This is a genomic window from Nocardia nepalensis (assembly GCF_048910785.1).
GTDB lineage: Bacteria > Actinomycetota > Actinomycetes > Mycobacteriales > Mycobacteriaceae > Nocardia > Nocardia nepalensis.
Genome location: NZ_JBKBET010000001.1, coordinates 88445 through 106470 on the forward strand (window position 1 = coordinate 88445; position 18026 = coordinate 106470).

General features: G+C 67.3%; 18 protein-coding genes. 10 read left to right on the plus strand and 8 right to left on the minus strand.

Going from position 1 to position 18026, the window contains the following annotated elements; translation table 11 throughout:
- Positions 1-11: 11 nt before the first annotated feature.
- Positions 12-836: an SDR family NAD(P)-dependent oxidoreductase gene (locus ACHQ4I_RS00400; RefSeq protein ID WP_420769604.1), complete on the plus strand. Its 825-nt coding sequence runs from the start codon at positions 12-14 to the stop codon at positions 834-836.
- 66 nt (positions 837-902) lie between these two features.
- Here the strand turns inward: ACHQ4I_RS00400 and ACHQ4I_RS00405 are convergent, their stop codons facing one another.
- Together ACHQ4I_RS00405 and ctaC are read right to left on the minus strand one after the other, a co-directional pair.
- Positions 903-1319, minus strand: coding sequence for a cytochrome c oxidase subunit 4 (locus tag ACHQ4I_RS00405; RefSeq protein WP_420769605.1), 417 nt, complete (start codon positions 1317-1319; stop codon positions 903-905).
- A gap of 13 nt (positions 1320-1332) precedes the next feature.
- Positions 1333-2385, minus strand: a complete 1053-nt coding sequence (ctaC, locus tag ACHQ4I_RS00410; protein ID WP_420769631.1) for an aa3-type cytochrome oxidase subunit II — start codon at positions 2383-2385, stop codon at positions 1333-1335.
- 517 nt (positions 2386-2902) lie between these two features.
- Between ctaC and asnB the strand changes: the two genes are divergently transcribed.
- Positions 2903-4846 carry an asparagine synthase (glutamine-hydrolyzing) gene (gene asnB / locus ACHQ4I_RS00415; protein WP_420769606.1) on the plus strand — a complete coding sequence of 648 codons (1944 nt, stop codon included), beginning with the start codon at positions 2903-2905 and terminating at the stop codon, positions 4844-4846.
- Between the two features lie 164 nt (positions 4847-5010).
- Here the strand turns inward: asnB and ACHQ4I_RS00420 are convergent, their stop codons facing one another.
- Positions 5011-5979, minus strand: coding sequence for a carbohydrate kinase family protein (locus ACHQ4I_RS00420; protein WP_420769607.1), 969 nt, complete (start codon positions 5977-5979; stop codon positions 5011-5013).
- Positions 5980-6184: 205 nt separating this feature from the next.
- On the minus strand, positions 6185-6535 hold the full coding sequence (locus tag ACHQ4I_RS00425; protein ID WP_040688522.1) for a HesB/IscA family protein: 351 nt from the start codon (positions 6533-6535) through the stop codon (positions 6185-6187).
- Positions 6536-6708: 173 nt separating this feature from the next.
- On the opposite strand from ACHQ4I_RS00425, the gene ACHQ4I_RS00430 reads away from it, so the two are divergent.
- The gene (locus ACHQ4I_RS00430) at positions 6709-7380 is read left to right on the plus strand and encodes a DUF3043 domain-containing protein (protein ID WP_420769608.1); all 672 of its coding nucleotides are present in this window, start codon (positions 6709-6711) and stop codon (positions 7378-7380) included.
- Positions 7381-7730: 350 nt separating this feature from the next.
- On the opposite strand, the gene ACHQ4I_RS00435 is transcribed toward ACHQ4I_RS00430, so the two are convergent.
- A complete protein-coding gene (locus ACHQ4I_RS00435) occupies positions 7731-7889 on the minus strand; it encodes a hypothetical protein (RefSeq protein ID WP_420769609.1) in 159 nt (52 codons plus the stop codon).
- 86 nt (positions 7890-7975) lie between these two features.
- On the opposite strand from ACHQ4I_RS00435, the gene ACHQ4I_RS00440 reads away from it, so the two are divergent.
- The 5 genes from ACHQ4I_RS00440 to ACHQ4I_RS00460 all read left to right on the plus strand — a co-directional run bounded on the left by ACHQ4I_RS00440 (position 7976) and on the right by ACHQ4I_RS00460 (position 13078).
- A complete protein-coding gene (locus ACHQ4I_RS00440; RefSeq protein WP_420769610.1) occupies positions 7976-8959 on the plus strand; it encodes a helix-turn-helix domain-containing protein in 984 nt (327 codons plus the stop codon).
- Positions 8960-9329: 370 nt separating this feature from the next.
- Positions 9330-9884 (plus strand): bifunctional adenosylcobinamide kinase/adenosylcobinamide-phosphate guanylyltransferase, encoded by a 555-nt coding sequence (gene cobU / locus ACHQ4I_RS00445; RefSeq protein WP_420769611.1) that lies wholly within the window; start codon positions 9330-9332, stop codon positions 9882-9884.
- Between the two features lie 173 nt (positions 9885-10057).
- A complete protein-coding gene (gene cobT, locus ACHQ4I_RS00450) occupies positions 10058-11212 on the plus strand; it encodes a nicotinate-nucleotide--dimethylbenzimidazole phosphoribosyltransferase (protein ID WP_420769612.1) in 1155 nt (384 codons plus the stop codon).
- Positions 11213-11488: 276 nt separating this feature from the next.
- Entirely contained in the window at positions 11489-12238 is a 750-nt protein-coding gene (locus ACHQ4I_RS00455) for an adenosylcobinamide-GDP ribazoletransferase (protein WP_420769613.1), read from the plus strand.
- Between the two features lie 126 nt (positions 12239-12364).
- Entirely contained in the window at positions 12365-13078 is a 714-nt protein-coding gene (locus ACHQ4I_RS00460; protein ID WP_420769614.1) for an MBL fold metallo-hydrolase, read from the plus strand.
- Positions 13079-13099: 21 nt separating this feature from the next.
- Here the strand turns inward: ACHQ4I_RS00460 and ACHQ4I_RS00465 are convergent, their stop codons facing one another.
- Together ACHQ4I_RS00465 and gcvT are read right to left on the minus strand one after the other, a co-directional pair.
- Positions 13100-14200 carry a branched-chain amino acid aminotransferase gene (locus ACHQ4I_RS00465; RefSeq protein ID WP_420769615.1) on the minus strand — a complete coding sequence of 367 codons (1101 nt, stop codon included), beginning with the start codon at positions 14198-14200 and terminating at the stop codon, positions 13100-13102.
- 57 nt (positions 14201-14257) lie between these two features.
- Positions 14258-15358: a glycine cleavage system aminomethyltransferase GcvT gene (gene gcvT / locus ACHQ4I_RS00470; protein WP_420769616.1), complete on the minus strand. Its 1101-nt coding sequence runs from the start codon at positions 15356-15358 to the stop codon at positions 14258-14260.
- 108 nt (positions 15359-15466) lie between these two features.
- Here gcvT and ACHQ4I_RS00475 point away from each other — a divergent pair, with 108 nt between their 5' ends.
- Positions 15467-17002, plus strand: coding sequence for a leucyl aminopeptidase (locus ACHQ4I_RS00475; protein ID WP_420769617.1), 1536 nt, complete (start codon positions 15467-15469; stop codon positions 17000-17002).
- 72 nt (positions 17003-17074) lie between these two features.
- On the opposite strand, the gene ACHQ4I_RS00480 is transcribed toward ACHQ4I_RS00475, so the two are convergent.
- Positions 17075-17437: an oxidoreductase gene (locus ACHQ4I_RS00480; RefSeq protein ID WP_420769618.1), complete on the minus strand. Its 363-nt coding sequence runs from the start codon at positions 17435-17437 to the stop codon at positions 17075-17077.
- A gap of 258 nt (positions 17438-17695) precedes the next feature.
- Here ACHQ4I_RS00480 and ACHQ4I_RS00485 point away from each other — a divergent pair.
- The coding region (locus ACHQ4I_RS00485; RefSeq protein WP_420769619.1) for a biotin/lipoyl-containing protein at positions 17696-18026 on the plus strand (331 nt) is incomplete at its 3' end.

Sequence of the window (18026 nt, forward strand, 5' to 3'; positions counted from 1 at the left end):
AGGTTGCTCTGATGCTCGAATTCCGCCCCGCACCCGTCCGTCTGCCCGACCGTAAGCGCCAGCGTCCCGAATCCATCGAAGGCCTGCGGGTACTCGTGACCGATGCGTGTTCCGATATCGGCCGCGCCACCGCCATGCTGCTGGCCCACCAGGGCGCTCAATTGCTGCTGGTCGCCCGGCGTGCGGATCAGCTCGTCGCCGCCCGCAATGACATCGTCGGCGCGGGCGGTGCGGCGAACTGGTTCCGCTGCGATACCTCCGCGCTCGGTGACGTAGACCAGCTCGTCGACTGGGTACTCAGCGAATTCGGCCGGATCGACGTGCTGATCAACAATGCGAGCCGCCCGCTGCGCCGACCCGTCTCGCAATCGCTGGACCGCTTCCGCGACTACCAGCGGATGATGGCCACCAACTACTTCGGCCCGCTGCGCCTGACCCTCGGCCTGCTGCCCGCCATGCTGGAATCCGGCTCCGGCCAGGTGATCAATGTCGGCCCATGGAATCTGAACATCGGCGCCGCACCGAATTTCGCCTCCTACGCCAGCTCCCAGGCCGCCTGGACCACCTTCGGCCAATGCGCGGACGCCGAACTGTCACCTCGCGGCATCCAGGTGACCGCCGTCCAATATCCGGCCGTACAACCGGAAACCGGCGCCATCGCGCACTTCGTCGCCGAACCCGCGCTGGACCCCGACGACACCGCCCGCCTGATCGAAACGGCCATCCGCACGCGCCCGACCCACCTCGAACCCCGCTTCGCGCGCACCCTGCGCGGGCTGGCGGGCGTGGCGCCCCGCTGCACCAACCGCATACTCTCCCGCCTCGCCTCGTACTAGCACTCCCCCGAAACGCCGAAGCGCCCCACCGGAATCCGGTGGGGCGCTTCGAAACGAGCTACTCGCTCAGTGCTTCTCGGGGCCGAGGTAGTACTCGAAGACCAGGCCGGCGGCCGCACCGAGGACGCAGACCACGCCGATGCCGATCAGCCAGAACTGGAAGAAGGCCAGGCCGAGTGCGGTGATCGAGCCCGCCGCGGCCAGGGTGATGGGCCAGAAGCTGCCGGGCGAGAAGAAGCCCAGATCGCCTGCGCCGTCGACGATTTCGGCGTCCTCGTAGTCCTCCGGGCGCAGGTCGAGGCGACGTGCGACGAAACGGAAGTAGGTGCCGATGATCAGCGACAGACCGGCGGTCAGCACCGTCGCCGTGGTGCCCGCCCACTCGACACCGGTCCGCGACTGGCCGGTGAAGTAGCCGTACACGATTGCCACGATGATGAAGAACACCGTGAGCAGTTCGAAAATCCGCGCTTCGATCTTCATATCAGATCAGTCCTCACTTGCTCTCTGCCGCGGACGCGCTCTTGATGTCGCGCTTGGTGTTGAACGGCTGGGTGGAGGTGGCGACCGGGGATTCACCGATGGACTCGAGCGCCTCGGCGTTGGTCTTACCCGCCTTGCGCGCATCGATGTACTTGGTGAACTTCTCCGGCGACACCGCACGGACCTCGAAGTTCATCATCGAGTGGAAGGTGCCGCACATCTCGGCGCAGCGGCCGACGAAGGCGCCTTCCTTCTCGATCTTGGTGATCTGGAAGACGTTATCCGAGTGGTTTTCCTTCGGGTTCGGCATCACGTCGCGCTTGAACAGGAACTCCGGCACCCAGAAGGCGTGCACCACGTCGGCGGCGGCCAGCTGGAATTCGATGATCTTGCCGGTCGGCAGCACGAGCACCGGGATCTCGGTGCTGGAGCCGACGGTCTCGACCTTGTCGTAGTGCAGGTAGGACAGGATGTCGTTCTCCGGCTTGCCGTGCACCGGGCCCGGCTGCGGGTGACCGTCCTTGGTGCGCTCCTTGTACTCCAGGAGCTGCTCCTGGTTGGCGTCCTCGCGGGCCTTATCGATGCCGTCGAAGCGGAAGCCGTCCTTGAAGTCGACATTGCGGTAGCCGAACTTCCAGTTCCACTGGAAGGCGGTCACGTCGACGGTCACGTCCGGGTTGTCGACCTTCTCGTGCACGTAGTTCTGCACGACCACGGTGAAGTAGAACAGCACCGCGATGATGACGAACGGCACGGCGGTGTAGGTCAGCTCCAGCGGCACGTTGTAGCCGGTCTGGCGCGGGAACTCCGGGGAGTCCTTCTTCTTGCGGTGGAAGGTGACGGTCCAGAAGGTCAGACCCCACACCAGCACGCCCATCAACAACGCCGCGATGACCGACCACGTCCACAGTTCCCGCATCCGGGTGGCCTGCGGCGTGATACCCGAGGGCCAGCCGAATCGCAGCCAAACATTGTCGATCGAGCAGCCCGAGACGAGCATCGCGGTGATCCCCAGGGACACCGCCAGCCCGGCCCGCCGAAGGAGACGGCCCCGCCGACCCTTCACGGGTCGTGCCCCGATCTCTTCGCTCGCCTTGTGCGCCACGCTCACGCCTTCCTGGTCGCCACACATTCCGACAGTGCACCGTCCGGGTTGCGATCGCCCGGCGGTACGTCCTAAGCACGTTTCAGGGCATTCCGGTCGGCCGGCCCGTCCGGGCGCGATCCACCTAAGAATGTCCTGAGTACTACGCAGCGTAGACCAAACCGGCGCCCCGTTTGACGTCGGGTCGCATTCGACACTCCGCCGATCCCGGGGTGGGTCCGGTCACCCGGACATCGTCCCAGTACAGGGCGTGCGCCGCGACCGGATTCGGCACGTGCGACGTAGGCGGACACAACATTTCGAATGCCGGTCGGGGCAGCGGCGATAGCGCCCTATCCAGTGGCGCGACACACGAATCCGCCGGGTGCGGCATACTCGGACACGAGATTTCACCCTGTGCGCCCACAGTATCGGGCGCAGCCACCAAGTGAATCGGGCCCGCGCCCGTACCGAATTAGGAAACGAGGTTGCCGAGGCCGTGTGTGGACTGCTCGGATTTCTGACATCTGATGCGGCAACCGAGGACGTCGTGGAGCGGGTGTACGACGCCCTGCACTGCGTGCGCCATCGCGGCCCGGACGAGCGCGGTACCTGGCACGACGACCATGTGATCTACGGCTTCAACCGCCTGTCGATCATCGATATCGAGCATTCGCACCAGCCGCTGCGCTGGGGTCCGGCCGAGAACCGGGAGCGCTACGCGCTGACCTTCAACGGCGAGATCTACAACTACATCGAGATCCGCGAAGAGCTCGCGAAGGCGCACGCCGAGGAGTTCCCGAACGGGAAGATCTTCGAAACCGAGGGTGACAGCGAGGCGATCGTCGCGGCCTTCCACTACTGGGGTCCGGATGCGGTGCGCAAGCTGCGCGGCATGTTCGCGTTCGCGATCTGGGATACCGAGACCCAGGAGTTGTTCCTGGCGCGCGATCCGTTCGGCATCAAGCCGCTGTTCTTGGCGACCGGCCCGGGCGGGACCGCGTTCGGCAGCGAGAAGAAGAGTCTGCTGGAACTGCTGCCCACCCTCGGCCGCTCCGATGCGCTGGATCCGCGGGCGCTGGAGCACTACACGGTGCTGCAGTACGTGCCGGAGCCGGAGACGCTGCACAAGGACATCCGCCGCCTCGAATCCGGGCACTACGCGACCGTGCGGGCGGGCGAGGCGCCGAAGATCACCCGCTACTTCAACCCACAGTTCAAGGTGCGGGCCTTTGCACCCGGCTCCGAGGGCGCGCGCTACCGCGAGATCGCCGAGGCGCTGGAGGACTCCGTCGCCAAGCACATGCGCGCGGATGTGACGGTCGGCTCATTCCTGTCCGGCGGCATCGACTCCACCGCGGTCGCGGCGCTGGCCATGCGGCACAACCCGAAGCTGATCACCTTCACCACCGGCTTCGAGCGCGAGGGCTACTCCGAGGTCGACGTGGCGGCCGAGAGTGCGGAGGCGATCGGGGCGCGGCATATCGTGAAGGTGGTCTCCCCCGCCGAATTCGCCGCGGCGATCCCCGAAATCGTCTGGTACCTGGACGATCCCGTGGCCGACCCGGCGCTGGTTCCGCTGTACTTCGTGGCCAAGGAGGCCCGCAAGCACGTCAAGGTGGTGCTCTCCGGCGAGGGCGCGGACGAGCTGTTCGGCGGATACACGATCTACCGGGAACCGTTGTCGCTCAAGCCCTTCGAATATCTGCCGCGCGGGGTACGCAAGCTCGCGGGCAAGCTGTCGGAGCGGATTCCGGACGGCACGCGCGGCAAGAGCCTGCTGCACCGCGGTTCGCTCACCTTGGAGGAGCGCTACTACGGCAACGCGCGCAGCTTCAGCGACGCGCAATTGCGTGCGGTGCTGCGCGAATTCCGGCCGGAATGGACCCATCAGGACGTCACCGCGCCGATCTACGCGCAGTCGCGCGGCTGGGATCCGGTGACGCGCATGCAGCATCTGGATCTCTACACCTGGCTGCGCGGCGACATCCTGGTCAAGGCCGACAAGATGACCATGGCGAACTCGCTCGAGCTGCGCGTGCCGTTCCTGGACGCCGAGGTGCTGAAGGTCGCCGAACAGCTGCCCTACGAGCAGAAGATCACCAAGGAAACCACCAAATACGCACTGCGCCGAGCGCTGGAGGGCATCGTCCCACCGCACGTGCTGCACCGCGCGAAACTGGGTTTCCCGGTCCCGCTGCGGCATTGGCTGCGCGGCACCGAACTCTACGACTGGGCGCACCTGCAGATCGCCGAATCCCAGACCGATCACCTGCTGGACAAGGGCGCCATCAAGGGCATGCTCGAAGACCACCGCGCGGGCCGAGGCGACCACAGCCGCCGCCTGTGGACCCTGCTGGTCTTCATGGTCTGGCACGGCATCTTCGTCGAAAAGCGCATCACCCCCGACATCCAGGAGCCGGTCTACCCCGTCTCCCTGTAGTCGCTGGTACCACGCACGTTTCGCACGCCGCGCATGGATTTGGGGGAATTCGTGCGCGGCCCGCTTGAACATGCGAGGCAGCGGAATCGGCGCTGAGCGGCGCGTAGGGGGTAGATACGAACGGCCGCACCGGGGTTCGGTGCGGCCGTCTAGTTCGGTGTGGCTCAGAGAAGCGGCTTGATGTCGGCGGCGGCTTCCGAGCCGTATGCGGCGGCAAGGCGCTCGAGGGCATCGTCCTTGTTGAGGGTCCACTCCTGGGTGCCCATGGTCTCGAGTACGAGAACCGCGATGAGGGAACCCAATTGGGCGGCGCGCTGCAGGGAGAGTCCGGCGGTGTGGCCGGTGAGGAAGCCCGCGCGGAAGGCATCGCCGACGCCGGTGGGCTCGACCTTGTTCACCTCGGGAACCACGCCGACGGTCACCTCGGTGCCATCGCGGTCGACGATCTGGACGCCGTCCTTGCCGAGAGTGGTGACGCGGATGCCGACCTTGCGCGCGATCTCTTCCTCGCTCAGACCGGTCTTCTGCAGCAGCAGCGCCCACTCGTACTTATTGGTGAAAAGGTATGTGGCGCCGTCGATCAGCTGTACCGACTGGTCGCCGTCGAGGCGGGCCAGCTGCTGGGAGGGGTCGGCGGCGAACGGGATGCCGAGTTCGCGGCATTCGGCGGTGTGCCGCAGCATCGCCTCGGGGTCGTTGGCGCCGATGAGCACCAGGTCGAGCGGGTGGTTCTCGGCGAGTTCACCGATCGAGATATCGCGGGCCTCGCTCATCGCACCCGGATAGAACGAGGCGATCTGGGCCATATCGTCATCGGTCGTGCAGACGAAGCGCGCGGTGTGCGCCCGGTCCGAGATCTTGACGGTGGAGCAGTCGACACCGTGCTTCTCCAGCCAGGCGCGGTACTCCGCGAAATCGGCGCCGACCGCGCCGACGAGCAGCGGTGTGCGGTTCAAAACGCCCATGGCATAGGCGATATTGCCCGCGACGCCGCCCTTGCGGATCTGCAGATCGTCGACGAGGAAGCTCACCGATACATGGTCGAGCTGATCGGCCAGCAGCGCGTCGGCGAACCGTCCGGGGAAGCGCATTAGGTGGTCGGTCGCAATGGACGCGGACACGGCGATAGACACGAAGCTGAGCCCTTCGGTAGGCGGCTAGACGGTGAAGATTCGGGAAACTAGGTCCCCGTCTTTACCGTACCTTCCCGTCTGTCCGGATACGCTTTTGCGCCGCGGCAATATTGAGCCGATCAGCGAGTGTCACACGATTCTCATCGTGGACGAGCGGTCAGCAGATCGCCGGGTCTCGGATGGACCCGGCGACAGACTTCACAGATCAGTTGAACGAGTCGCCGCAGGCGCAGGAACCCGTCGCGTTCGGGTTGTCGATCGTGAAGCCCTGCTTCTCGATGGTGTCGACGAAGTCGATCGAGGCGCCCTGGACGTACGGCGCGCTCATCCGGTCGACGGCCAGCTTGACGCCGCCGAAGTCGACGGTCAGGTCACCGTCGAGCGAGCGGTCGTCGAAGAAGAGCTGGTAGCGCAGGCCCGCACAGCCGCCCGGCTGCACGGCGATACGCAGGGCGAGGTCGTCGCGACCCTCCTGGTCGAGCAGCGCCTTCGCCTTGCTGGCGGCGGCGTCGGTCAGGGTCACACCGTGGGTGGTCGTCTCGTCTTGCACAGTCATGAACTCTCCTCAGGACAGCTGTGTTCAACCCGTGAACAGCGCACGGCTCGTGGCTGTCAACACCACTCAGCGGGCTGCTATTCCCCCATCTTGCCACCACCGGGCGCGACGGTGGACACAACCTCCCACCGACCACATTTCCCGCTGGGTAGCGCATCGAATAGCCTGGTCGCGTGAAATTGTTCCGTCGCGGCGAGTCCAGCACCACCGACGAGAGCGCCGACCAGACGGCGGGCTCGGACGGCGGCTCGACCGCAGTCTCGACCACGAAAGCGGCCACCGCCACCGAGGGTAAGGGCCGCCCCACCCCGAAACGTCGTGACGCGCAAGGCAAGCGGCGTGGCCCGGTGGCCCCGGCCCCGCTCACCGCGAAGGAGGCCCGGGCCCGGCGCAGGGCCACTCGCGGCAACCGCGAGGAGCGCAAGGCGGCCTCCGCCGAGCGTCGGCTGGCGGCCCAGGATCGGCGCGCCAGGATGCTCGCCGGCGAGGACAAGTACCTGCTGCCCCGCGATCAGGGTCCGGTGCGGGCTTATGTGCGTGACATCGTCGACGCCCGGCGCAACCTGGTCGGACTGTTCATGCCGATGGCGCTGGTGTTGATCATGTCGATGTTCGTGGCGCCCGCGCTGCAGAGCATTGTGACTTTGGCCATGCTGGTGATGTTGGTCTTCATGATGGCCGAGGGATTCCTGCTCGGCCGGATCGTCAACGGACGGGTGCGGGAGCGCTTTCCGGAGAGCACCGATACCGGGTACAAGCTGGGTTGGTACGCGTTCGTGCGCGCCTCGCAGATCCGCAAGATGCGGGCCCCGAAGCCGCGGGTCGGCCCCGGCGACAGTGTCTGATTCGCAGCGCCTGCGGCGCTGCGTGTTCGCGGCCCCGAATCTCAGCATCGCGTAGCGATTCGATGAGGGGTGGCGGTCGGGCGACGGGTGGGCCTCGCGGCTGACCCTTTCGAGCGACCTGCAAGCAGTCGCTAGCGGCCCCTTTCGAGCGACCTGCAAGCAGTCGCTAGCGGCCCCTTTCGAGCGACCTGCAAGCAGTCGCTAGCGGCGCGGCCGAGGCTCGCGACTACGTCGCATGCGCTTCGGCCACTCGGCCGCGAGACGGGCCGCTCGCTCGTAAGACTCGCTCCGCGATGGGAGGGAGAGTGGCGATGACGCCCACAGCCCATCGCGCTCCCTTGCGTGCGACTTCAGTGGTGGTGTGAGCGGGCGAGGATCGCGGACAGGTCGGACTGGAGCCGCTGGGCGTCGCGATCGATGGCGTTTTCCGATCCGGCGTGGCCGCGTCCTCGCGTGATGAGGACCGCGAAGCCCACAACGACCGCCATGCATACGAGAAAAGTAATCATGGCAGTAATTTTGCGCTCGGTGATTTACGGCCGAAAGTGGCTGTACTGACATTGTTCGTAAAGATCCAGCCAGGTACCCTGTAGCCATGCTGTCCAAGGTCGCCGTGGTGCTGTCACAGCGCTTGGCCATGTTCGAATTCGGCGTGGTCTGTGAGGTTTTCGGGCTCGACCGCACCGCGGACGGACTGCCCGGATTCGATTTCAAGGTATGCGGGGCCGAGCCGGGCAAGCCGCTGCCGTCCACCACGCCGGGCATCACCGTCACCCCGGAGTACGGGCTGGAGGAGTTGGCGAAGGCCGATCTCGTGGCGATTCCGGCCTTTCCCGCATCCGACTTCGAGCGGGGGCTCGACCCGCGGGTCGTCGGCGCGATCCGGGATGCGGCCGATGCCGGGGCGATCGTGCTCACCGTATGTTCGGGGGCATTCCTGGCGGGGGCGGCCGGCCTGCTCGACGGTCGCAAATGCACGACACACTGGCGTTATGTGGACCAGTTGGCGGCGCGGTTCCCGGAGGCGACGGTCGATCCCGACGTGCTGTTCGTCGACGAGGGCAATCTGATCACATCCGCGGGCACGGCGGCGGGCATCGACGCGTGCCTGCATCTGGTGCGCCGGGAGATCGGCAGCTCGGTCGCGAACGCGATCGCCCGGCGCATGGTGGTGCCGCCGCAGCGCGACGGCGGGCAGCGCCAATTCATCGAGCGCCCGGTCCCCGAATGCACCTCCGACAGCCTCAGCTCCACGCTGCAGTGGATGAGCGAAAACCTCGACCTGCCGCACACCATCGACGACCTCGCCGCCCGCTCGATGATGTCCACCCGCACCTTCGCCCGCCGCTTCGCCGCCGAAACCGGAACCACCCCCGTGAAATGGCTGACCAACCAGCGCGTGCTCTACGCCAAGCATCTGCTGGAGGACACCGGCGAGGGGCTGGAACAGATTGCCGCACAAGCGGGTTTCGGTTCCGGCGCGCTCCTGCGACACCACTTCCAGAAGGTTGTCGGCATCGCGCCGACGGAGTACCGCCGCCGGTTCGGAGCTGCCGAGGCGAGTGAGCAACGCACCTGAGCGCACACGCTTGATTCACGATCGCGCCCGCGACGCCGATGCGGGTCGGATCCCTTTGCCGGTTCGGGCCGCAGAGGCAACCGAGCGCCTCAGCGCACCGGTCGTTCCACGATCGCCCGCGCGACGCCGATGCGGTCGGTCATCCAGCTCACACCCTTCGCCGGTTCGGCTCGCCGAAGCAACCAAGCAACGCACCTGAATTCGCCCACCGGTCGTTCCACGATCGGCCGCGGGCCGAATGCGGTCATCTGGCACGAACCCCTGCGGCAAAGTGCACACCCTGTGTAGCGGGTGTGCACGGTCGACAGCGGGGTGCATCCGAGGCAAGCGGTGTGCGGATGCGGCGCCGCCCGATTGATACGGTGCTGCGGTGTCGGACAGTTCATCTTCTATCGGCCGCGCGCACCGCATCCTGGTGCTCGGTGGCGCGCGATCGGGCAAGTCGGCGTTCGCGGAAGTACTAGCGGCCGAGGGCGGGCCGGTGCGTTATATCGCCACCGCGATTCCGGATCCGGCCGATCTCGACTTCGCCGAACGCATCGCCCGCCACCGTGACCGCAGGCCCGCGGACTGGACGGTCCTCGAAAGCGCTGATCCGGCAGCGGTTCTCGATACCGCTCCCCCGGCCGGAACCACATTGATCGACGATATCGGCACCTGGCTCACCGCCCGCATCGATGCCCGCGATGCCTGGGACGCCCCGCGCGGCACCATCACCCCCGACGCCGACGCCCTTCTCACCGCCGTCGCCGCATATCCAGGCCGCCTGGTAATCGTCACCCCCGAGGTCGGCATGGGCGTCATCCCCGCCACCCACTCCGCCCGCCTCTTCCGCGACGAACTCGGCACCCTCAACCAACACCTAGCCCAAACCTGCGACGAAGCCTTCCTCATCGTCGCCGGCCTCCCCCTCCGCCTCAAGTAGGACGTGTGATCAGGTGGAAGCTGTGGCGGCATCGCCCGAGAAGCCTCCGCCACCATTGCCACCTGATCTTGATCCCACCCAGCGGCGCCGAGGTGGGTGGGGTGCGGGGTGGTTGAGCGGGTGGGTGGGGAGGGCGGCAAGATTGGGGGCGGTAAGGAGTGCGCGGTGTAGGAATGGACTGCCCCGACCTGGAAGGCTCGACAGTGACAGACGGATTCGGACCGGTTACGCCACCCGACGCGGAAATTCGGGCCGCGGCGGAGCAGCGGCAGGCGCAGCTGACCAAACCCGGTAGGGCGCTCGGTCGGCTCGAGACGCTCGGGAATTGGGTGTCGGCGTGCCAGGGGGTTTGTCCGCCGAAGCAGTTCGAGCGGGCGCGGGTGGTGGTATTCGCCGGGGATCACGGCATTGCGCGCCATGGCGTTTCGGCGTATCCGAGCGAGGTGACCGCGCAGATGGTCGCCAATTTCCTCGGCGGCGGGGCGGCGGTGAATACCCTTGCCGCAGTGGCGGGCGCGACGGTCCGCGTTGTCGATATCTCCGTCGACGCCGAAACCGATCCGATGGTCGCCGGGCATAAGGTGCGCCGCTCGAGCGGAGCGATCGACCGCGAGGACGCGCTCAGCGACGACGAGATCCAGGCGGCACTCGCCGCTGGCAAGGCTATCGCCGACGAGGAGATCGACGCCGGTGCCGACCTGCTGATCGCCGGCGATATGGGCATCGGCAACACCACCCCGGCGACCGTACTGATCGCGACCCGCACCGATACCGAACCGATCGCCGCAGTCGGCCGCGGCACCGGCGTGGACGACGCGGGCTGGATCCGCAAGGTCGCCGCGATCCGCGACGCCATGCGCCGTGCCCGCCCGGTCGCCAAGGACCCGGTCGAACTGCTGCGCGTGGCCGCGGGCGCCGACTTCGCCGCCATGGCGGGCTTCCTAGCCCAAGCCGCGACCCGCCGCACGCCCGTCATCCTCGACGGCGTGGTCGTCACCGCGGCCGCCTTGGTCGCCGAAGACTTGGCCGCTGGCGCGAGCGCCTGGTGGCTCGCGGGCCACCGCTCCACCGAACCCGCCCACACCCTCGCCCTGCGCCACCTGCGCCTCGACCCCCTCCTCGACCTGGACATGCGCCTCGGCGAAGGCTCCGGCGCCCTCACCGCCCTCCCCATCCTCCGCGCCGCCGTCGCCACCCTCGCCGAGATGGCGACCTTCGCGGAAGCCGGTGTGAGCACAGCCGATTCGGACGCCGAAGCCGAAGCCGAAGCCGAAGCCGGGATCAGCCTCACCCCCGAGGCGACTGCGCAACCGGACCTCCGGAAGTAGGCACGTGGCCAGCGGCTTGCGATGCCCTCTCCGACGATCCTTCCCATGCGACGGGCGGCACCAGCGACTGCACCTCGGCCAGGTCGACGCACATGAACGGATTCCGGCTCGCGATGCCCCCTCCGACGGTCCTCCCCGTGCGTCGGGCAACACCAGCGACTACACCTCGGCCAGGTCGACGCACATGAACGGATTCCGGCTCGCGATGCCCCCTCCGACGGTCCTTCCCGTGCGTCGGGCAACACCAGCGACTGCACCTCGGTCAGGTCGACGCGCATGAATGGATTGCGGCTCGCGGTGTCCTGGCTGACGGTTTTGCCGGTTCGGGGGCCGGACAGTGTTGATCGGGGGGCGGGTGGGCGGGCTATTGCGTTGGCGCCGCTGGTGGGTGCGGGGTTGGGGGTGGCGGCGGTGGGGGTGCTGTGGGGGCTGGTGTGGGGTGGGGCCAGTGCGGCGGTGGCGGGGTTGGTGGTGGTTGCCGGGTTGGCGCTGATCACTCGGGGGATGCATGTGGATGGGCTGGCCGACACGATGGACGGGTTGGGGTCCTATGGTTCGCCCGAGCGGGCCAGGCAGGTCATGAAGAGTGGTGGCGCCGGGCCGTTCGGGGTCGCCGCGATCGTGTTCGCCGTTGGGGTCCAAGCATTTTCGTTCGCAGGGCTGGCGCAGGCCGATCGCTGGTTCGCGGTGGTGCTCGCGGTGGCCGTCGGCCGGGTAGCGGTGGTACTGGCCTGTCGGCGTGGCATCGATGCCGCGCCCGAGACCGGTTTCGGCGCACTCGTTGCCGGAACCCAGCGCCCGATCACCATCGCGCTGTGGGCCACACTCGCCCTTGTCGCCGGCGCCTTGGCCGTCCCAGAGCACCGCTGGCTCGGACCGCTCGTCGTCCTTGCCGCCCTGGGCATTTCGGCCCAATTGGTCCGGCACTCCACTCGTCGCTTCGGCGGACTCTCCGGTGACGTCCTCGGCGCGACACTCGAGATATCCGTCGCGATCACCGCCGCCGGATTGTCTCTGGGCACCTGACCCAGCCGACTCGTACCAGCACCACCCAGCACTCAGCACGCGCACAAGCATGTCCGGCGCATCCCGGACCGGAAGATAGCTGACGTAGTGCGCGCATTGTCTGGGTCAGGCAATAAGGTAGGCGGTATGTCTTCCGAGCGCCTCTACTTTCGCCAGCTGCTATCCGGTCGGGATTTCGCGGTGGGTGATCCGATCGCGACACAGATGCGGAACTTCGCATATCTGATCGGCGACCGGGAGACCGGGGAATGCGTGGTGGTGGATCCGGCGTATGCGGCTGGGGATCTGGTCGATATCGCCGAGGGGGACGGGCTGCGGCTGACCGGAGTGCTCGCCACCCATCACCATCCCGACCATGTCGGCGGCACCATGCTCGGATTCACCCTGCGCGGGGTGCGGGAGCTGCTCGAAAAGACCAGCGTCCCGGTGCATGTCAACGCCGAGGAGTTGTCCTGGGTCGCCAATGTCACCGGCATCGCCCCCAGCGAGCTGACCGGCCACCAACACGGGGACAAGGTCACCGTCGGCGCCTTCGACATCGAACTGCTGCACACTCCCGGCCATACCCCCGGCAGCCAGTGCTTCCTATTCGACAACCGCCTCATCGCCGGTGACACCCTCTTCGTCGACGGCTGCGGCCGCACCGACTTCCCCGGCGGCGACTCCGATGCCATGTTCCGCAGCCTGCGCTACCTCGCGGGCCTGTCCGGCGATCCCGTCGTCTACCCCGGCCACTGGTACTCCCAGGAGCCCTCCGCCGCCCTGTCCGCGGTCAAGGACAGCAACTACGTCATGCGTCCGCAAACCATCGAGGAATGGCGCATGTTCATGCCCAGCTGAGGCATTCACGCAATCCAGGGGTTACATCCCCCGCATCCACCCGTGGATATCGGCGAACGTGCCGCGCTGGATTCCGGTGAGGGTGTCGCGCAGCGCCATGGTGACCTCGCCGGGTTCGCCACCACCGACGGAGAATTCGCCTTCGGCGGAGCGAACCCAGCCGACGGGGGTGATCACCGCGGCGGTTCCGCACGCGAAAACCTCGGTGATCTCACCGGATTCGGCGCCCTTGCGCCACTCCTCGACCGAAACCTTGCGCTCCTCCACCACATAACCCGAATCGGCGGCGAGGGTGAGCAACGAATCGCGGGTGATGCCGGGCAACAGCGAACCGGACAGTTCCGGGGTGACCAGGCGCGCCTCGGAACCGGAACCGAAGACGAAGAACAGGTTGTTGGTGCCCATCTCCTCGACATAGCGACGCTCGCAGGCATCGAGCCAGACGACCTGGTCGCAGCCCTTCTCCGAGGCCTGCGCCTGGGCGAGCAGCGACGCCGCGTAGTTACCGGCGACCTTCGCCTCGCCGGTGCCACCCGGTGCGGCCCGCACGTATTCGGTGGACAGCCAGACCCGCACCGGCTTCACACCGCGCGGGAAGTACGCGCCCGCAGGCGAACCCAGCAGCAGGTACTTGTAGGCGGAGGCGGGCTTCACGCCGAGCCCGGCCTCGGTGGCGAACATGAACGGCCGCAGGTAAAGCGACTCCTCACCACCGGCCGCGGGCACCCAACCACCGTCGACCTCGAGCAGCTGACGCACGGATTCGATGAACAGTTCCTCGGGCAGTTCCGCCATCGCCATCCGGCGCGCGGACTTGCGGAAGCGCGCGGCGTTCGCATCGATGCGGAAGCAGGAGATGCTGCCGTCGTGCTGGCGGTATGCCTTCAGACCTTCGAAGATGGCCTGGCCGTAGTGGAACACCATCGTCGCCGGATCCAGCGCCAGCGGCCCGTACGGCTCGACGCGGGCATTGCCCCACCCCTCGCCCTCGGTGTAGTCGATGGAGACCATGTGGTCGGTGAAGAAGCGCCCGAAACCGGGTGCCGCCAGAATCTCCTGTACCCGCTGCGCCGGGGTGGGCGCGGGATGCGGAACACGGGCGAACTGTGCGGCAGCGGTCATGCGCCTGATCCTAACCGGCGCCGATCCGCCGCAGCGCGCGTGTTCGGCAAGCCCGTGTCAGGAGGTGCGGACCTGGACGAACGGCGGGCGGATGACCTCACAGCGCAGGCGACGACCACGAACGTCGACCTCGACCTCGGCGCCCGGTTCGAGGTCGGCCTCGGTATCGAGCAGGGCGAGGGCGATACCGATCTGCAGGGTGGGCGAGAAGGTGCCCGAGGTGGTTTCGCCGACCGGTTCGCCGTCGCGCAACACGGTCTGCCCTTGGCGCAGCACGCCCCGATCGAGTGCACGGAGCCCCAAAAGGATTCGCCGCGGTCCCGCCGACTTCTCCTGTTCCAGTGCGTCTTTGCCCCAGAACTGCGGCTTCTTCCAGCCCACCGCCCAGCCGCACCGCGCCTGCACCGGCGAAATTTCCAGGGACAATTCATGTCCGTGCAGCGGATAACCCATTTCCGTGCGCAAGGTATCGCGAGCACCGAGACCGGCGGGCTGACCATCGTGCGCGCGGACCTGCTCGACGAGCGCGCGGAACAGCGGCTCGGCATCGGCCCAGCGTGGCAGCAGTTCGTAACCGTGTTCGCCGGTATATCCGGTACGGCAGACCCGGATCCGACGCCCGTCCCATTCGGCGTCGGCGTAGGCCATGTACTCCATATCGGTCGGCAGCCCGAGCGCGGTCAGGACCTGCGTCGAACGCGGGCCCTGCACCGCGAACACCCCGTACTCGCGGTGCTCGTCGGTCACCGTGATGCCCTCGGGCGCGACCTTCTGCAGCTCGGCGACGACCGCCGCGGTGTTGGCGGCATTGGGGACCAGGAAGATCTCGTCGTCACTGACGTAATAGGCGATGAGATCATCGATCACGCCACCGTCGGGCGCACAGCACAACGTGTACTGCGCCTTGCCCGGCCGGATCCGGCCGAGATCATTGGTGAGCGCCGAATTCACGAACTCCGCCGCGCCCGCGCCACGCACCGTCGCCTTGCCGAGATGGCTCACATCGAACAGCCCGACGGTATTGCGCACCGCCTGATGCTCACCGACCGTCCCCGCATATGACACCGGCATCTCCCACCCACCGAACGGGGCGAACTTCGCCCCGAGCTCGACGTGGACGTCATGGATCGGGCCCTGCAGCAGATTCGTCTCGGTCACCCGGCGAGCTTATCCCGGCCTCGTCCACCCCTGGGCTCGTACTCGACCCGGGCGAGACGAACTCGATCAGCCGGTCTGGTCCAGGGTCCGGCCCAGTAACCTGGGCCCATGACCGCAGTTGCAGATCGCTCGCTCGGACCGGAATTGGACCTGGTCGACACCATCGGCCCCGACACCGACGTCCTGGTGATCGGATTGGTGTCCGGCGAGGACGGCCCGACGATCGCCACCCTGGAGGACGACTTCGTCGACAACATCCTCACCACGGAGGTGCGCGCGACGCTTCAGGAGCAGCTGCGCGCCGTCGGCGCGAAGGGTAAGGCCGAAGAACTCACCCGAATTCCGGCGCCGACCGGCCTCGGCGCCAAGAGTGTGCTGGCCGTCGGGCTCGGCGCCGCGGAGAAGATCGATGCCGAGCAGATCCGCCGCTCCGCCGGTGTGGCCGCGCGCTCGCTGACCGGTGTCGACCTGGCCGTGACGACGCTATCGGGCCTGGAGGGCGGCATCGGCCCGAGTGCCGAAGGGTTCTTCCTCGGCGCGTACACGTTCACCGAGTTCAAATCCGAGAACGCCGAGGGCAAGCCGGACGAGCGTCCGGTGCGCAAGGTCGAACTCCTGGTCGGCGATCCCAGCGCGTCCTACGGCAAGGGCTTCAAACATGACTGGGTGATCGCCGAATCGATCGCCACCGCACGCGATTTCGTCAACACCCCGCCCAGCCACCTGTACCCGGCCGAATTCGCCACCCGTGCAAAGGCTCTCGGCGAGGCCGCCGGTCTGCAGGTGGAGGTGCTGGACGAGCAGGCGCTCGCGGACGGCGGCTACGGCGGTGTGCTCGGTGTCGGCAAGGGCTCCTCGCGCCAGCCCCGGCTGGTGCGCCTGACCTACAACGGGGGCGATAAGAAGATCGCGCTGATCGGCAAGGGCATCACCTTCGACACCGGCGGCATCTCCATCAAGCCCGCCGCGAATATGGAGAATATGACCTCGGATATGGCCGGCGCCGCCGCGGTCATCGCCGCGACCATCGCGGCCGCCAAGCTGGACCTGCCGGTCACGGTGATCGCGACCGTGCCGATGGCGGAGAACATGCCCTCGGCCACCGCGCAGCGCCCCGGCGACGTGCTCACCCAGTACGGCGGTAAGACCGTCGAGGTGCTGAACACCGATGCCGAGGGCCGCCTGATCCTGGCCGACGCGATCGTGCGCGCGAGCGAGGACGAGCCCGAGTACCTCATCGACGTCGCCACCCTCACCGGCGCCCAGATGGTCGCGCTCGGCACCCGCACCCCGGGCGTGATGGGCACCGACGACTTCCGCGACCGCGTCGCCCGCATATCCCGCCTGGCCGGCGAAAACGGTTGGGCCATGCCGCTTCCCACCGAACTGCGCGCCGATCTGAACTCCAAGGTCGCCGATCTGGCGAATGTCGCACCGCATCGCTGGGGCGGCATGCTCTCGGCGGCGACCTTCCTCAAGGAGTTCGTGCCCGAAGATGTGCAGTGGGCGCACCTGGACGTGGCGGGTCCGGCCTACAACACCGGCGGCCCATTCGGCTACATCGGCAAGGGCGGCACCGGGGTTCCGGTCCGCACACTGGTCTCGGTGATCGAGGACATCGCGGTCGAGGACGCGTCGGAGTAACCGAATCCGGTGCGGCGTCCGGGTTACCGGGCGTCGCACCGTCGAGAACAAATTGAACGAAACGAACAGCCGCTAGGGGTCGCGCAGATCGCGTTCCATCGCCCGCTGGCGCTCGATCCGCTTGCGGGCATCGTAATCGCGCATGCGTCGCGGATATCCGGTCCTGCGAACGTCGTAAACGGGGATCCGCAAATCACCGGCTAGCCGTTGTGCGCCGCGCTCGCCGACCACCCGACGGGTCCATTCGCCGTCGGCCGCGATCAGCACGACGGTGACATCGGTCACGGTCGTCTTCGGTTCTACGTAGCCTTCGACCCCGATATGAGTGCGTACCCACTCGGCCAGATAGCGGGCATCGTCACTGCTGCCCTTACCCCCGCGCAACGCGCTGCCACCCCGGGCCGCGCCGCTGCGGAAACGATCCAGCAAACCCAACGACGCCGACCTCCTTTCACCTGTCACCGGGTGCTCGGCACCGGTCATTCCATCTTGCCAGCCCTGTGCAGTTCGCTGCCCTGTGCTACACGTCTCGCGGGCGAGTGCAAGGATGGCACGCGGTACAAGAACCACACAGATCTCCGGTGCCACGCACAATGATCGGTGGCTTTCGGGCTTTCGTCGCGACCGCGGCGAGCGCCCGCAGTGAGATCAACTGTTGTAGAACCCGTCGAGCAGTCAGAGGAGTCAACGGACATGGCCTTCTCCGTCCAGATGCCGGCTCTTGGTGAGAGCGTCACCGAGGGAACGGTGACCAGGTGGCTGAAGCAGGAAGGAGACACGGTCGAGGTCGACGAGCCACTGCTCGAGGTCTCCACCGATAAGGTCGACACCGAGATCCCGTCCCCGGCGGCGGGTGTGTTGTCGAAGATCGTCGCCGCCGAGGATGACGTCGTCGAGGTCGGCGGTGAGCTCGGTGTGATCAGCGAAGCCGGCGAAGCGCCCGCGCCCGCCGCCGCACCCGCACCTGAAGCCGCGCCTGCCCCCGCCCCCGCCCCGGCACCGGAACCGGCCCCCGCGCCGGCCG

Bases quoted from the DNA above. Each gene is read 5' to 3' on its own strand.
- cobT (WP_420769612.1), top strand. From the start codon at position 10,058: ATGGACTGCCCCGACCTGGAAGGCTCGACAGTGACAGACGGATTCGGA.
- ACHQ4I_RS00455 (WP_420769613.1), top strand. From the start codon at position 11,489: ATGAATGGATTGCGGCTCGCGGTGTCCTGGCTGACGGTTTTGCCGGTT.
- ACHQ4I_RS00440 (WP_420769610.1), top strand. From the start codon at position 7,976: ATGCTGTCCAAGGTCGCCGTGGTGCTGTCACAGCGCTTGGCCATGTTC.
- ACHQ4I_RS00405 (WP_420769605.1), bottom strand. From the start codon at position 1,319: ATGAAGATCGAAGCGCGGATTTTCGAACTGCTCACGGTGTTCTTCATC.
- ACHQ4I_RS00435 (WP_420769609.1), bottom strand. From the start codon at position 7,889: ATGATTACTTTTCTCGTATGCATGGCGGTCGTTGTGGGCTTCGCGGTC.
- ACHQ4I_RS00425 (WP_040688522.1), bottom strand. From the start codon at position 6,535: ATGACTGTGCAAGACGAGACGACCACCCACGGTGTGACCCTGACCGAC.
- ACHQ4I_RS00400 (WP_420769604.1), top strand. From the start codon at position 12: ATGCTCGAATTCCGCCCCGCACCCGTCCGTCTGCCCGACCGTAAGCGC.
- ACHQ4I_RS00465 (WP_420769615.1), bottom strand. From the start codon at position 14,200: ATGACCGCTGCCGCACAGTTCGCCCGTGTTCCGCATCCCGCGCCCACC.
- ACHQ4I_RS00460 (WP_420769614.1), top strand. From the start codon at position 12,365: ATGTCTTCCGAGCGCCTCTACTTTCGCCAGCTGCTATCCGGTCGGGAT.
- ACHQ4I_RS00475 (WP_420769617.1), top strand. From the start codon at position 15,467: ATGACCGCAGTTGCAGATCGCTCGCTCGGACCGGAATTGGACCTGGTC.